We start from the raw sequence: 13,054 nt of genomic DNA on the forward strand, positions 1-13,054 counted from the left end.
CCCGTGTAGAGACATGGCGAAATCGACGACCGATCCCGACGGGGGTACGGTGACCGACGGACAGCACGAACACGACTCGGAGGCGTTGCCCATCGACGACGATTCGGACGTGATCGTCGTCTCCAACAGACAGCCCTACCGACACCAGTGGTCGGACGACGAGATCACGGTCGACAGGCCGACCGGCGGCCTCACCGCGGCGCTCGACGACGTCGTCCAGCGGATCGACGGGAGCTGGGTCGCGTGGGGTGACGGCGAGGCCGACTCGGAGATGGTCGACGATGACGACACCGTCGAGGTACCGCCCGACGCGAGCGACGACGACCGGTACCCGCTCGAACGGATCTGGCTCACCGAGGAGCAGGTCGACGACTACTACTACGGGTTCAGCAACCAGGTGCTGTGGCCGGTCTGTCACGGTGCGCTCACGCGGGTCAAGAGCGAGGGACGGTACTGGGACGCCTACCAGGAGGTGAACGGGCGGTTCGCCGACACCATCGCCGATCGCGCGACGAGCGGCGACGTCGTCTGGCTCCAGGACTACCACTTCGCGCTCGTCCCCTGGCTGCTCCAGTCGCGAATCCCCGACGACGTCGTCGTCACGCACTTCTGGCACATCCCCTGGCCGGGCTGGGACACCTTCCGTGCCTGCCCGCACGCGGAGGACGTCCTCCGGGGACTGCTCGGGAACGATCTCCTCGGGTTCCACACCGAACGCTACCGGCAGAACTTCCTCGACTGTGTCGAGCTGGGGCTCCCCGAGGCGGCCGTCGACCGGGCGACCGGGGAGGTCCACTACGCCGACGGCGTGACGAGGGTCGAGGCGTTCCCGCTCGGGGTCGATACGGACGAGATCCGTCGGTCCGCGACCGACGAGGGGGCCGACGAGCGGTGGGCGCGGTTGAGGTCACGGTACGACATCGGCCAGGACGTCCGCGTCGGCGTCGGCGTCGACCGCCTCGACTACACGAAGGGGATCCCACAGCGCCTCGACGCGATCGAGCAGCTGTTCGAGGACTACCCCGAGTGGCGCGGGGAGTTCACCTTCGTCCAGGTCGGCTCGCGCTCGCGTTCGCGGATCCCCGCCTACCGGGAGATCCAGGACGACGTGGTGGACACGGTGAACCGGATCAACACCCGGTTCCGGACCGACGACTGGCAGCCGATCGTCTACACCACGGATCGGCTGTCGAACGAGGCGCTCTACAGCCTCTACCGGAACGTCGACCTGGCCGTGGTCAGCCCGATCCGCGACGGGATGAACCTCGTCGCCCAGGAGTTCGTCGCCGCACAGACCGAGGGCGAGGGCGTCCTGGTGCTGAGCGATCAGACGGGCGCACACGACCTGCTCGGCGAGGCGGCGGTTTCGATCACGCCCCAGGACACGGACGGCTTCGCCGAGAGCATCGACCGGGCGCTCACGATGCCCACGAAGGAGCGCCGGGAACGGATGGGCGCGCTCGCCTACGAGTGCCGGCGGACGGACGTCTCCAACTGGATCGACGACGTCCTCGGCTCGGCTGCCGACGTCCGAGAGCGGGGGTCCGGGGGTGCCTGAGCGACACGCCACACCGGAGGCCTGCTCGCGGCGCGAGGCGCTCGACGACTGGCTGGCGGGGGCCGATGGTCTCGTCCTCGGTCTCGACTTCGACGGGACCCTCGCCCCGATCGTGGAGGACCACGCCGAGGCGGCGATGACGACCGAGTCGCGGGCCGCCGTCGACCGGCTCGCCGAGCACTCCGGCGTCGGGCTCGCGGTCGTCAGCGGCCGAGCGCTCGAGGACCTGACCGGGCGGGTCGGCCTCGACGGGGTCGTCTACGCCGGCAACCACGGGCTCGAACTCGGCTACGACGGCGAGCGGACCGTCCATCCGGCCGTCGAGGGCGTCGGTCCGGCGATCGACCGGCTCTGTGCGGAACTCGACGACCGGCTGGGGGACGTTCCGGGCTACGCGGTCGAGAACAAGCGGGTCACCGCGACCGTCCACTTCCGGACGGTGCCCGAGGAGCACGTCCCGCGCGTCGTCGGGACGGTCGAGGAGGCCGTCGACGGGGCCGACGGCCTGCGCGTCTCGGAGGGCAGGGAGATACGCGAGATCCGCCCGGCGGTCGAGTGGGACAAGGGCCGCGTGATGGAACTGCTCGCGGCGACGGCCCCCGACGGCTGGCGGGTGATGTACGTCGGGGACGACACGACCGACGAGGACGCGTTCCGCGCGATACAGCCCGACGGGGTCGGCGTCCACGTCACGTCGAGCGAGCACGACGACGTCGAGACCGACGCCGACTACCGTCTCGACGGCCAGGCCGACGTCCCCCGGTTCCTCGAGTGGCTCGACGATAGCGTCCCTCGATCGGACTCGTCGCGTGGCGACAGGTGGCCGGCAGGCGAGACGTTCGACCCCGCTCGGCTCTCCGACCCCGACGGCTCGGGGTCGTAAGCCACCGATCGACGAACCCATTCTACGGCGAGCGGCCCGGCGCTCCCGGTCGGAGCGGACGGGTCGGGAACGTGGCTACCGAGCGTCGAAGGAGCGATCCCCGGGACGTTCACCGTTCGGGGAGATGAGGATCGAGCGCGGCACACGTCCGGGACGCCGATCGCGCCGGTCAGGCCGCCCGGAGATCGATCGTGTACCGGGACGTGGTGTCCGATAGGTCGGCCGTCCCGTCGCCGATCGGGATCCAGAACCGCCACCGCTCGCCCGGGCCGAGGCGGTCGGGTCCCGTCCCGCCGCTCGCGGTGAACTCACCTCTCGTGTCGCCACCGTCGAGCCTGATCCGGGCCTCGACGCGCTCGAACGTCCGTGTCCCCGTGTTCTCGATCAGGAGACTGAACCCGACCCCGTTGGCGACCTCGTACACCGCGTGGTCGATCGGATGCAACCCGTCAGTGACGTCGCCGACTACCACGTCGATGTCGAGCGGGTCGAGTCCCGGCGTCGCATCCGGGGGGTCGTCGCCGGAGGGGTCGGCGGAGCCGTCGTGGTCGGTCCCGCCCGCCAGTGGGATCCCCATCTTCGAGAAGCCGTCCGGTTCGGCGGATCGTTTTTCATTCATCGTGATGTTCCGACGGATCGTAGGGGCGAGTCCGACCTACCGGTTCGCCCGGCACGAGCAAGGGTCCGCGAGCGCCCGGCGGCGAGACGACAGAACCGCCCGCGCGGACGCCGTTCGTCGCCGTCGTGGGCGCACCGACGGGGCTACCCGCGCCGGCCATCGGGGGAGCGGCCCGATAGCGCGGTCGGCGTCGACGTGACCCCCGATCCCGGCGAGCGGGCGTGACTCCGCCCCCCGAAACGGCGGGAGTCGTGTGCTCGGCGGCAGAGGCAAGCAGTGGGGTTTACTGGCCGACTGCTCTTTCGGCGGGTGATGAGCGTCGCCGCCGAGATCCGGGAGCAGGGCCGCGGGATGGCGGGTGCCCTGCTCGTCCTCGGGATCTCGTTCACCTACACGATCGAGACCTGGTGGCTCGCCGTCGAGATCCCGGCGACGCACCTCGCCGGGTTCGTCGCGGTGGGGCTGGCGCTCGTGGTCCCGGTCAGCCGGGCGGTCGGGTTCCGGACGGACTCGTTCGACGAGAGCGAGGATGAAGGACAGGAGCCGGAGGAGGAACCGCAGGACGAGGTGGAGGGCGACGAGGAGGCCGCGACCGACGGAGGGCGCGTGGAGGAGACGCTCAGGGAAGGGGGTGAGAACGTGGAAGAGGCGGTCGAAGACGCGCCGATCCCCACGCAGTTCGCCCGCTCGCCGATGTGGGTCGAGGCGCTCGAAGCGGTGTTCCAGGCGTTCTTCGTGGCGTACGTCACGCTGTTCCTGCTCGGGGTGATCGACCCGAACGACCCGCTCCCGGTGATCGTCCGGACCGGGCTCGTGCAGGTCGTCCCCCTCTCGTTCGGGGCGGCGCTGGCCAACGAGGTCCTCAGCGCCGAGCAGGCGACGATGTCGGAGGCGGAGTTCCCCCGGAGCCTCGCCGTGTTCGGCCTGGGGGCGGTCTTCTTCGCGGCACCGATCGCCCCGACCGAGGAGGTCGCGATACTCGCCACGCGGGCCACCTGGGTCCGACTCGCGGGGGTGGTGGTCGCCACGCTGGTCGCGGCGTATCTGATCCTCTACGTGCTCGAGTTCCGCGGACAGTCCGGTCGCCTGGAGGGGCGCTCGCGGTGGGGACAGCTCGGCGGGACCTGTATGGTCTACGCCGTCGGACTGATCGTGGCCGCGGGGATGCTCCTCGCGTTCACGCAGACCGCCGGCGACCCCCTCGCCTCGGAGGTCCGCCGGACGGTACTGCTCGCGTTCCCGGCCGCCATCGGAGCCAGCGGCGCACGGGTGGTGCTCGCGTGACCCCCGACGACGAGGCGCGGGCGGGGGAGCGGAGCGAAACGGGGAGCCACCCGGACGACGGCGACGGGGAAGGCGGTGGCGGCGCGGCGCTCCTCGAACGGACCGTGGTCGCGGTGAGTATCCTCCTGATCGCGAGCACGCTCGGGTTCGTCCTCTGGCAGGCGACGGTGACCTCCGAGGTGGCCGACCCGAGGGTGAACGTCCAGTCGGTCGAGCCGGTCGACGGGGAGAACCACCTGCGCGTGGGGATCGAACTCGACAACCGACGAGGACCGGGGCTGGCGTCGGTACAGGTCGCGGTCGAGTGTGGCGAAACCGAGCGAGCGGTGGAGTTCGAGCACGTCCCCTCGGGAGGACGGCGGACGGCGACGGTCACCTGCCCGGGCGGGAGCGAGCCGGAGGCGATCGTCGAGACGTGGAAGGACGCGTGATATCCAATGAGTTACACAGTCGAAGACACGAGTGAACGGATCGCGGCGACGGACGCGGGCACGACTGCCCGTTCGAGCCTCGCTTCGGAATCATCGATCGACGAACGACCGGACGAGGGGAGCCGATGAGAACGCCCCGCATGGAGCGGAATCGCGTCGGGTGGTGGGCGTTCGTCCTCGTGCTCCTGGGGGCGGCGGCGTTCATCGCCCACTCGTTCGTCGGGATCCTCGTCCTCGGGACGTTCGGCTACTACGCGACGCGACCGATCAGCAACCGGATAGAGGGCCTCGTCGACTCGAAGCGGATCTCGGCGACGGTCACCGCCCTGGTCGTCCTCACGCCGGTCCTGTTGCTCCTGGCCTACGCCGGTCTCCGGATCTTCACGCAGGCACAGCAGGCGTTCGAGGGGACCGGGATCACGCAGTTCGTCGCGCGGTACACGGGGCTGGCGGGGATCCCCGACGAACAGCGCGGTCAGTTGCTCTCCATCGTGCAGGACCCGGCGTCGCTCCTCGGCGGGTCGGGCGGGTCGTTCTGGTCGCAGATCCAGCCGGCACTGCAGGCGACCAATCTGCTCCTGGGCGGGCTGCTGCTCATATCGCTCTCGGTCACCCTCACGTACGTCCTGCTCGTGAAGGACGAGGACGTCGCCGACAGCCTCGCTGAACTGGTCGGCGGGAGCGAGTCGACGGCGTACGCCTACGGCGTCGCGGTCGACACCGACCTCGAGTCGGTGTTCTTCGGCAACCTCCTGTTCGCCGCGCTCATGTCCGTCGTCGCGACGGTGACGTACTACGCGACGAACCTGGTCGCGCCCGGCGAGCTACACGTTCCGATGGTGCTCGTGCTGGGGTTCCTGACCGGCGTCGCGAGCCTGATCCCCATCGTCGTCGGCAAGCTCGTCTACGTCCCCGTCGTCGCCTACCTCGGGTTCCAGGCCACCCAGTCCGGGAGCGCGAGCCTGACGTTCGTCGGGGCCGTGCTCGTCGCCTACTTCCTCGTCCTCGACATCCTGCCTCAGTCGGTCCTCCAGCCCTACGTCTCCGGCGGGCGGATCAACCCGCTGGTACTGCTGTTCGGGTACATCCTGGGCCCGATGCTGTTCGGGTGGTACGGGTTCTTCTTCCTGCCCATCGTCTTCGTGCTGATGCTCGAGGCCTACCGGATCGTCCTCCCCGAACTGATCCACGGGGAGCCGATCGAGCCGGAGGCGACCGTGGCCGAGGACGCCGGGACGGACCCCCAGGAGGCCCGCGAGGAGCGCGGCGACCTGCCCGAGGGCGAGACGGCCGAGCGGGCCGAGAAGCGGGACGGCGACTCGTCACCGGACGCGAGCTGAGACGCTGCGCCCGATCGGTCGGTCGGCCGATCCGCGGCTGGGCCACGGGCCCCCCGCGAGCGGAACACCCCGGGGCATTCGCGGGGGGCGGGGCGGCGCTCGTCGCTCCGCGTCCGGAACACGACGAACGGTGAGTGAACCTCCGCTGGAAGCGGTGAATTGAAACTCTCCCAGCACTCATTCCCGTCGATGACCGAGTCGATCGTCGGAAACCTCCACGACCAGACGACCGTCGCGGGGCGCGTCGACGCCGGGCGGGCTCCCGACTGGGTCGCGGCCCACTGGCGGACGTTCCGCGACGGCCTCCTCGGTGAACGGAACGGTTCCCCCTTCCCGTGTTTCTTCGGTGCCGAGTCCGTCCGGAACGGCGAGCCCCTCTACACGGCCGTCCCCTCGACGACCGACCCCGATGCGCTGCTCGGACTGGGGCGCGTCCTCCTCGAGTACCTCGACACCTACCGCGAGTACGCCGACCGTGCGTCGCTGGTCGCCTTCTTCGCCCCGCCCGAGCGTCCCCTTCCGGAGTCGGAGTACCACGAGGCCCTCTGGCACGTCCTCCAGTTCCTCCACGTCCACGACCCCGAACCGTGGCCGGCCGACATCCCGACCGACCCCGACGACCCCTACTGGGAGTTCTGCTTCGGCGGCGAGCCGATGTTCCCGACCTGCCGAGCGCCGTTCTACGGGGAACGGAAGAGCCGCTACAGCCCGGTCGGACTGGAGATAACGTTCCAGCCCCGCGCGCTCTTCGAGTCCCTCGACGCCACGGCCGACACCGAGTTCGGCCAGCAGGCCCGCGGGATCATCCAGGACCGACTCGTCGAGTACGACGGCGTCTGTCCGCACGCCGACCTCGGCGACTGGGGCGTCGAGGGCGACCGCGAGTGGCGACAGTACATGCTCTCGGCGGACGACGCGCAGGCCCCCGATACGTGTCCGATCACCGTCACCCGCGAACACCCGAAATCCGATCGTCTCGCGGGCGGCCGGGGGCTCGATCGGCCGCTAGACGTGGAGGGCCCGCGATGACGCGCTCGCCGTCCGACGAGCCGGTGCTCCTCCTCGTCGACTTCCAGCGCGGACTCGACGACCCCGGCTACGGGACCCGGAACAACCCCGACGCGGAGGAGAACGCGGCTCGACTCCTGGCGGCGTGGCGCGAGTCGGGGTCGCCGATCGCCCACGTCCGTCACGACTCGACGGAGCCCGACTCGCCGCTCCGCGGCGAACTCCCGGGGTTCGCGTTCAAGGAGGGACTCGAACCTCGCGGGGAGGAGCCCGAGTTCGTCAAGCGGGTCAACGGCCCGTTCCTCGACACCGACCTCGAGCCCTGGCTCCGCGAGCGGGGCCACGACTCGCTCGTCGTCTGCGGGCTGACGACCGACCACTGCGTCTCGACGACGGTCCGCACGGCCGAGAACCGCGGGTTCGAGGTCAGGGTGGTCGCCGACGCGACGGCGACGTTCGACCGGACGCTCGACGGCGAGCACTTCGACGCGGAGCTGGCCCACCGGACGGCCCTCGTCCACCTGGACGGGGAGTTCGCCGCCGTCCGCTCGACGGACGCGATCCTCGAGGCGGTCGGCGTCGAGCGGTAGGGTCCGCTAGCGGGTCCACCTCCGGGGTCGGGTCGGCACCGGTCTCTACGATCTCGGGGGTCCGAGGACAACGGCTAAGTCACGGCCGGTGGACCGGTGGCTATGCGTATCGGCGTCGACGAGGCGGGCAAGGGACCGGTGCTGGGGTCGATGTTCGCCGCCGCGGTCCGCGCGCCCCCGACGGCGATACCCGACGGCGTCGACGACTCGAAGCGGCTCTCGCCCTCCCGACGGGAGGCGCTCGCGGTCCGCCTCCGCGCCGACGAGCGCGTGGAGATCGGCCTCGCGGAGATACCCGTCGCGCGCATCGACGGCGCGGAGGACATGAACACGCTGACGGTCGCCGCGCAGGCCGAGGCCGTCGCCGCGGTCGCGCGGGACGGCGACGGGGGGATCCTCGACGCCGGCGACACCTCGACCGAGCGGTTCGCCCGGCGGGTGCGAGAGCGGGTCCCCGTCGAGGTCGACCTGCGTGCCGAGCACGGTGCCGACGAGACCTACCTGCTGGTGAGCGCGGCGAGCGTCCTCGCCAAGGTCGAGCGCGACGCCCACGTCGCGGGGCTCGCCGAGACGTACGGCGAGGTCGGGTCGGGCTACCCTTCCGACCCAGCCACGCGCGCGTTTCTCCGCACCTACGTCGACGCCCACGGCGACCTTCCCGACTGTGCCCGCCGGTCGTGGTCGACCTGCGACGACGTGCTCGCGGCCGCCGAGCAGTCGGCACTCGACTCGTTCTGAAGCTCGTCTCCGTGGCGGAAGGAGTGGGTCGTCTCTCGATCAGTCGAGCACGAGGTTCCGGAGGATGTTCCCGTACGCGGGCCGGGTGACGAGGACGCCGATGAGGACGCCGACGATGGTGACGATGGCGAACCCCTGAAGGTCGCCGAGCGAGAGGACGGCGAGCGGCGAGAGGGCGACGATAGTCGTGGCGGCGGCGGCACCGATCACCCAGAACGCCTTGCGGAACCGGGACTCGAACACCCGCCCCGTCCGTACGTCGCCCTCCTGGAGTATCTCGTCGGCGATGATGATGAGGTCGTCCACCCCCGTCCCGATGACGGCGATGAACCCGGCGATGTGGGAGAGGTCGAGCGCGAGGCCGATGGCGGCGGCGAACCCGAGGAGGATGAACACCTCCGAGGCGGCCGTGAGCACCATCGGCGCGGCGACGCCGGGCTCCCGATACCGGAGGAAGACGACGCCGCTCACGGCGAGCATGGCGACGAACCCCGTGATCAGCGAGAACAGCTTGAAGTCCTGTGCGAGCGCGGGCGCGACGAACGTCGTCGATCCATCGTCGATGTCGAGGTTCGAGGGGAGCGCTCCCGCCTGGAGGTCGAGCTGGAGCCGCTGTGCCTCCGAGAAGTTCGAGGAGGTCGTCCGGAACGAGCGCTGCTCGACGAACTCGCCGCTACGGATGATCTGTGCCAGGCCGGGCCCCATCGAGGCGGCGTACACCACGTTCCCGTCGCGGACGGTGTAGAGACAGTAGCCCGCGTCGGACTGGTTGACCGAGTAACGACAGGCGCTCACACCCTGCTGTGTGAACCCGAATCGCTGCATCGCGTTCGAGAAGTTCTGCGCGGCCTCGTCGGTGAGCGTGATGGGAACGTACGGCGGCTCGGTCCCCTGGCCCTGCTGTGCGGACTGGACGGCCGTGATGCCGTCCTGGTCGAACAGCGCGATGTCGCGGTACGTGGTCGTGCCGTTCTCCTGGACCGGGAAGTGCGCGACGATCTGGACCTGACCCCGATCCCCGATGAGGTCGAGCACCTCCTGGCGTCCGGCGTTCGGCACCTCGACGACGATGAGCCGCTCCTCGGAGGGGTCCGCCGGCGTGACGATGCTGGCGTCACCGCCCGAGAGCCCGCCGGTGTTGATCTTGTTGTCGAGCGTGCGCTCCATCTGTTCGAGCGTGTCGTCGGTGACCCCCGCCCGGATGTCGGACTCGCTCACGTCGTAGCCCGCCGACTGCAGGGCGGTGGCGAACTCCGCCCGCGTGACGTTGCCGTCGTCCTCGTCGGCGAACACCTCGACGGTCCGGTCGGCGGTGTCGACCCGGACGGACGAGAGCGAGACGTTCAGCCGCGAGGCCAGCGTCGTCTCCAGGTCGCGGGCGGCCGACCCGTTCCCCGGTATCTCGACGTCCTCGGCGGTCATCCCCACGACGGGAGCGCGGATGCGCGTCCCGCCCGAGAGTTCGAGCCCGAACTGGAGCTGCGTCGGTCCTGTCTCGTTGGCGGTGACGTTCCCGCCGGGTGCCGCGCCGCCGCCACCGAGCGGGACGAGCACCGCGACGGTGCTCAGGACGAGCAGGAACGCGAGCAGGACGAGCCGCCAGTTCTCGCGTATCATCGGCCGACCGCCTCGAACTTGTAGTATCGGAGGAGGGTCACGTTGAGCATGTAGGTGTTCATCAGGTCGGCGGTGAGCCCGAACACGAGGACGATACCCACCTGCGGGAGCAGGGGGATACCGAACAGGAACGAGACGATGGTCATCACGGTCATCGCCGAGATGGAGGTGAGCGTCATCGTCACGCCCGTGCGCATCGCCCGGTAGGTCGACTCGTAGAACGACCCCCGCCGCCGGAGGACGTGGTTGTTGAGCAGGAGGTCGGAGTCGACCGAGTACCCGATGAGCATCAGCAGCGCCGCCACGGTCCCCAGGGAGAGCTCGATCCCGAAGAGGTTCATCAGCGCCACCGGGATGACGATGTCGGAGAACGCCGACGCCACGACGGCGATCGAGGGGACGAACGTCCTGAACAGCACGAAGACGAGGACGGCCATCCCGGCGAACGCGACGCCGATCCCGACGAACGCCTGGCGCTGTGCGGTCGACCCGAACGAGGGCGAGCGCGACTGTATCGAGTCCCACTCGTAGCCGGCCGACTGTGCCTGTGCGGTGATCGCGTCCGTATCGGAGGACTGGAACGTGACGATGTAGGCGTTCTCCTGGGAGGAGATCGGCTGTATCGAGGTCACCTCCTCGTCGAACGACGTCCGGATCGCGTCGGGCGAGTCGGTCGTCGTCAGCTGCATCTCCGTCCCGCCGGTGAACGCGATCCCCAGCCCGACCGGGGCGCCAGTGAGTACGTAGTAGACGCCGATGACGGCCAGCGCGAGCGCGAGCACCACGAGCGGCACCGCCACGAGCTGGCGGTTCGAGTACTGCTCGTAGTCGACCTCGGGGAGGTCGAACGGGAGCCTAGCGCGGGCCTCGGCCACGGCGCCGCACCTCCGTCCCGGAGAGCGTGTCCATGTTCGGCGGTCCGCAAGCCCGCCGAATAAGCCTTCTTTTTCCATCGGACGCCGAGGCAGGACGAACGGACCCCCCGTGGGCGTCGGCGAGCGAGGTCACATCGACCGGAAGAGGACCCCGGCGATGGATGGTGACCACGTCAACGAAACGTGAACGCTCCGATTCGGAACCGATACGAGCCGCGCGGCTGGCCTCCACGCCGGATCGTCGGGAGCGGCGGCCGTCCGGACGCCCCGAACGGTGGGTCGGGAGACGATCAGTTCCCGACCTGCATCGCGCGCTCGACGACGTCCTCGCTGTACATCTCCGCGAGCTCCTCGTGCTGATCCGGTCGGTGCTCGTAGACGTCTTGGAAGAGGGTGATGGGCGTCTGTGCGGCCTGGTACGTCGCCTCGTCCCACATCCGGTCGTTGCTGACCTCGACCTCGACGCCGTCGATGACCAGCGTCGTCGCCTGGGTCATCGCGATGGCCCCCCGACCGGCCTCCTTGGCCGCCTCGAACTCCTCCATCGAGTCGACGATGTCGTCCATGCTCGGGACGTACGAGGTCATGTCGAGCAGCTCCTCGCGGAGTTCGTCCTCGTCGAGGCGGCGCTCGTCGCTCCCGACGCGGAGGACGTACTCGTCGCCGTCCTCCTCCAGACCGATCGCGTCGCCCTCGTAGACCTGGCGGTCGTCGTCCGGTTCGAGTTCGACGTCCTCGCCGCCGACCTCGATCAGCCAGCTCCCCTCCTCGGGCGGCAGGGGGGAGGTGTTGGCTTCGACGACCTGCCCGGGGGTGAGCGACCAGATACCGGTCATCCCCTTCGCCCGGTTGTCGACCATCCGCTCGCGGTAGCCCTCGACGTCGCGGATGTCGTCGTACGGGCCGTCGACGGCGATGAGGCCGGCGGCGCTCGCACCCCGGGAGGTGTTGTGGCGCAGCTCGGGCCACGGCGGGAGTTCGCCCGTCGGCGTCATCGCCCGCATGTCCTTCGTGTAGTCGACCTCGCCGTCGACGAGCAGGAACAGCCGTTCGAGGTTGTTCGAGGGCTTGCCCATCTCCTCGCGGAGGTCGCCCATGGCGAGTTCGGCCTCGCCGCTCTCGATGATGACCGACATCGAGAGGCTCCCCTCCTCCAGTCCGTGCTCGTTCTCGATGATGGTGATGAACTCGTCGGCCTTCTTCCAGTCGTCGATGTCGCCCACCTCGGGGACGACGAACCCGTCGATGTGCTCGACGGCACCGCCCTCGGGATCGGCGATCTTCAGCATGCGCTGGAACCCCTGGTATCTGGTGGCGGGGGAGTCGCGGTGCCAGACGATCCGGGGGTGGATCTCGCCGGGGAAGTCCGCGCCGTTCTCGGCGACGACCTCGACGATGTTTTCGGCGCCCTCGTCGCGCATGTTCGGCGCGGTGGCGTCCTCGTTGTCCGGGACCCAGACGTCCGGGGCCTGCATCCCGCGGAGCCCCGACGCGCTCCGGATCATCTTCGCCGAGTCCTCCTCGCCCTTCACGGCCGTCGGCGAGGTGAAGAACGTCCGCACGAACTCCCGCTCGTAGTGTCGTTCGGTGCTCATGGCAGTCACGCTGAGGCATTCCCGCGGACGTGTTAAACGTGCCGCAACCCCACGGCCAGCGGTAGCATCTGTCCCCGGGACGGCCGGTGACGGCGCGGGGTCGCCCACCTCGCCGAACACCTTAGTATCGGGACGGCCTACCCGCGGGCATGAGCCGTGCAACCGCACCGGGCATCGACGCAGCTACCCGGGTCGTTCTCTCGTATCCGGCCGACCTCTCGGAGTGGGGCCGGGGACAGGTCGACACCCCCCACTTCAGGGCGTACCTCGGGAAGACGCTCGGGGCGGTAGAGGAGGGCGACGTGCGCGAGGAGTTCGTCGGCGTGGGCTGCTGTGGCTCGACGCTTGACGTCCCGCTCCGTGTCGAGGAAGTCCAGGGCGGAGCCGGGGTGGACCTCGACACCGAGATCGAGTACACCGTCCGGGAGGCCTGCGGGGTCCAGGGCGGCTGGCGGGTCCAGAGCGCCGACGGGCCGACGACCTGAGCGTTTCTCGTCCCGTTCGAGCCGGGCCGTC

13 protein-coding genes are annotated in these 13,054 nt (G+C 69.8%); 9 read left to right on the top strand and 4 right to left on the bottom strand.

The genetic code is table 11. From position 1 onward, the window contains the following. Positions 1 to 13 precede the first annotated feature (13 nt). Together WDJ58_RS19375 and otsB are read left to right on the top strand one after the other, a co-directional pair. Positions 14 to 1,558 (top strand): alpha,alpha-trehalose-phosphate synthase (UDP-forming), encoded by a 1,545-nt coding sequence (locus WDJ58_RS19375; protein WP_338914947.1) that lies wholly within the window; start codon positions 14 to 16, stop codon positions 1,556 to 1,558. After that, positions 1,551 to 2,441, top strand: coding sequence for a trehalose-phosphatase (gene otsB, locus WDJ58_RS19380; RefSeq protein ID WP_338914948.1), 891 nt, complete (start codon positions 1,551 to 1,553; stop codon positions 2,439 to 2,441). The genes WDJ58_RS19375 and otsB overlap by 8 nt, the downstream gene beginning before the upstream one ends. 169 nt (positions 2,442 to 2,610) lie before the next feature. On the opposite strand, the gene WDJ58_RS19385 is transcribed toward otsB, so the two are convergent. After that, the gene (locus tag WDJ58_RS19385; protein WP_338914949.1) at positions 2,611 to 3,060 is read right to left on the bottom strand and encodes a hypothetical protein; all 450 of its coding nucleotides are present in this window, start codon (positions 3,058 to 3,060) and stop codon (positions 2,611 to 2,613) included. A 312-nt stretch (positions 3,061 to 3,372) separates the two neighbouring features. Between WDJ58_RS19385 and WDJ58_RS19390 the strand changes: the two genes are divergently transcribed. From WDJ58_RS19390 to rnhB, 6 genes are all read left to right on the top strand, one after another. Next, positions 3,373 to 4,344, top strand: a complete 972-nt coding sequence (locus WDJ58_RS19390; protein ID WP_338914950.1) for a DUF2391 family protein — start codon at positions 3,373 to 3,375, stop codon at positions 4,342 to 4,344. Then, positions 4,341 to 4,775 carry a hypothetical protein gene (locus WDJ58_RS19395; protein WP_338914951.1) on the top strand — a complete coding sequence of 145 codons (435 nt, stop codon included), beginning with the start codon at positions 4,341 to 4,343 and terminating at the stop codon, positions 4,773 to 4,775. Before WDJ58_RS19390 ends, WDJ58_RS19395 begins: the two co-directional genes overlap by 4 nt. A 125-nt stretch (positions 4,776 to 4,900) precedes the next feature. Then, the gene (locus WDJ58_RS19400) at positions 4,901 to 6,115 is read left to right on the top strand and encodes an AI-2E family transporter (RefSeq protein WP_338914952.1); all 1,215 of its coding nucleotides are present in this window, start codon (positions 4,901 to 4,903) and stop codon (positions 6,113 to 6,115) included. Between the two features lie 189 nt (positions 6,116 to 6,304). After that, complete coding sequence (locus tag WDJ58_RS19405; protein WP_338914953.1) at positions 6,305 to 7,144, top strand: YqcI/YcgG family protein; 840 nt, start codon at positions 6,305 to 6,307, stop codon at positions 7,142 to 7,144. Further along, positions 7,141 to 7,713: a cysteine hydrolase family protein gene (locus WDJ58_RS19410; RefSeq protein WP_338914954.1), complete on the top strand. Its 573-nt coding sequence runs from the start codon at positions 7,141 to 7,143 to the stop codon at positions 7,711 to 7,713. The genes WDJ58_RS19405 and WDJ58_RS19410 overlap by 4 nt, the downstream gene beginning before the upstream one ends. A gap of 102 nt (positions 7,714 to 7,815) precedes the next feature. Beyond that, positions 7,816 to 8,451: a ribonuclease HII gene (gene rnhB / locus WDJ58_RS19415; RefSeq protein ID WP_338914955.1), complete on the top strand. Its 636-nt coding sequence runs from the start codon at positions 7,816 to 7,818 to the stop codon at positions 8,449 to 8,451. Positions 8,452 to 8,490: 39 nt separating this feature from the next. On the opposite strand, the gene WDJ58_RS19420 is transcribed toward rnhB, so the two are convergent. From WDJ58_RS19420 to aceB, 3 genes are all read right to left on the bottom strand, one after another. After that, complete coding sequence (locus tag WDJ58_RS19420) at positions 8,491 to 10,068, bottom strand: preprotein translocase subunit SecD (protein WP_338914956.1); 1,578 nt, start codon at positions 10,066 to 10,068, stop codon at positions 8,491 to 8,493. Then, entirely contained in the window at positions 10,065 to 10,943 is an 879-nt protein-coding gene (gene secF / locus WDJ58_RS19425) for a protein translocase subunit SecF (RefSeq protein ID WP_338914957.1), read from the bottom strand. Before secF ends, WDJ58_RS19420 begins: the two co-directional genes overlap by 4 nt. 290 nt (positions 10,944 to 11,233) lie before the next feature. Beyond that, a complete protein-coding gene (gene aceB, locus WDJ58_RS19430) occupies positions 11,234 to 12,538 on the bottom strand; it encodes a malate synthase AceB (RefSeq protein ID WP_338914958.1) in 1,305 nt (434 codons plus the stop codon). Between the two features lie 149 nt (positions 12,539 to 12,687). Here aceB and WDJ58_RS19435 point away from each other — a divergent pair, with 149 nt between their 5' ends. Further along, complete coding sequence (locus WDJ58_RS19435) at positions 12,688 to 13,023, top strand: hypothetical protein (RefSeq protein ID WP_338914959.1); 336 nt, start codon at positions 12,688 to 12,690, stop codon at positions 13,021 to 13,023. The last annotated feature ends 31 nt before the right edge of the window (positions 13,024 to 13,054 follow it).

It is taken from the genome of Salinirubellus litoreus (assembly GCF_037335815.1).
GTDB classification, from domain to species: Archaea; Halobacteriota; Halobacteria; order Halobacteriales; family Haloarculaceae; genus Salinirubellus; species Salinirubellus litoreus.

Excerpts from the sequence above, each read along its gene's own strand:
- WDJ58_RS19390 (WP_338914950.1), top strand. The coding sequence starts at position 3,373 with ATGAGCGTCGCCGCCGAGATCCGGGAGCAGGGCCGCGGGATGGCGGGT.
- WDJ58_RS19375 (WP_338914947.1), top strand. The coding sequence starts at position 14 with ATGGCGAAATCGACGACCGATCCCGACGGGGGTACGGTGACCGACGGA.
- aceB (WP_338914958.1), bottom strand. The coding sequence starts at position 12,538 with ATGAGCACCGAACGACACTACGAGCGGGAGTTCGTGCGGACGTTCTTC.
- WDJ58_RS19405 (WP_338914953.1), top strand. The coding sequence starts at position 6,305 with ATGACCGAGTCGATCGTCGGAAACCTCCACGACCAGACGACCGTCGCG.
- rnhB (WP_338914955.1), top strand. The coding sequence starts at position 7,816 with ATGCGTATCGGCGTCGACGAGGCGGGCAAGGGACCGGTGCTGGGGTCG.
- WDJ58_RS19385 (WP_338914949.1), bottom strand. The coding sequence starts at position 3,060 with ATGAATGAAAAACGATCCGCCGAACCGGACGGCTTCTCGAAGATGGGG.
- WDJ58_RS19400 (WP_338914952.1), top strand. The coding sequence starts at position 4,901 with ATGAGAACGCCCCGCATGGAGCGGAATCGCGTCGGGTGGTGGGCGTTC.
- WDJ58_RS19420 (WP_338914956.1), bottom strand. The coding sequence starts at position 10,068 with ATGATACGCGAGAACTGGCGGCTCGTCCTGCTCGCGTTCCTGCTCGTC.
- WDJ58_RS19435 (WP_338914959.1), top strand. The coding sequence starts at position 12,688 with ATGAGCCGTGCAACCGCACCGGGCATCGACGCAGCTACCCGGGTCGTT.
- WDJ58_RS19410 (WP_338914954.1), top strand. The coding sequence starts at position 7,141 with ATGACGCGCTCGCCGTCCGACGAGCCGGTGCTCCTCCTCGTCGACTTC.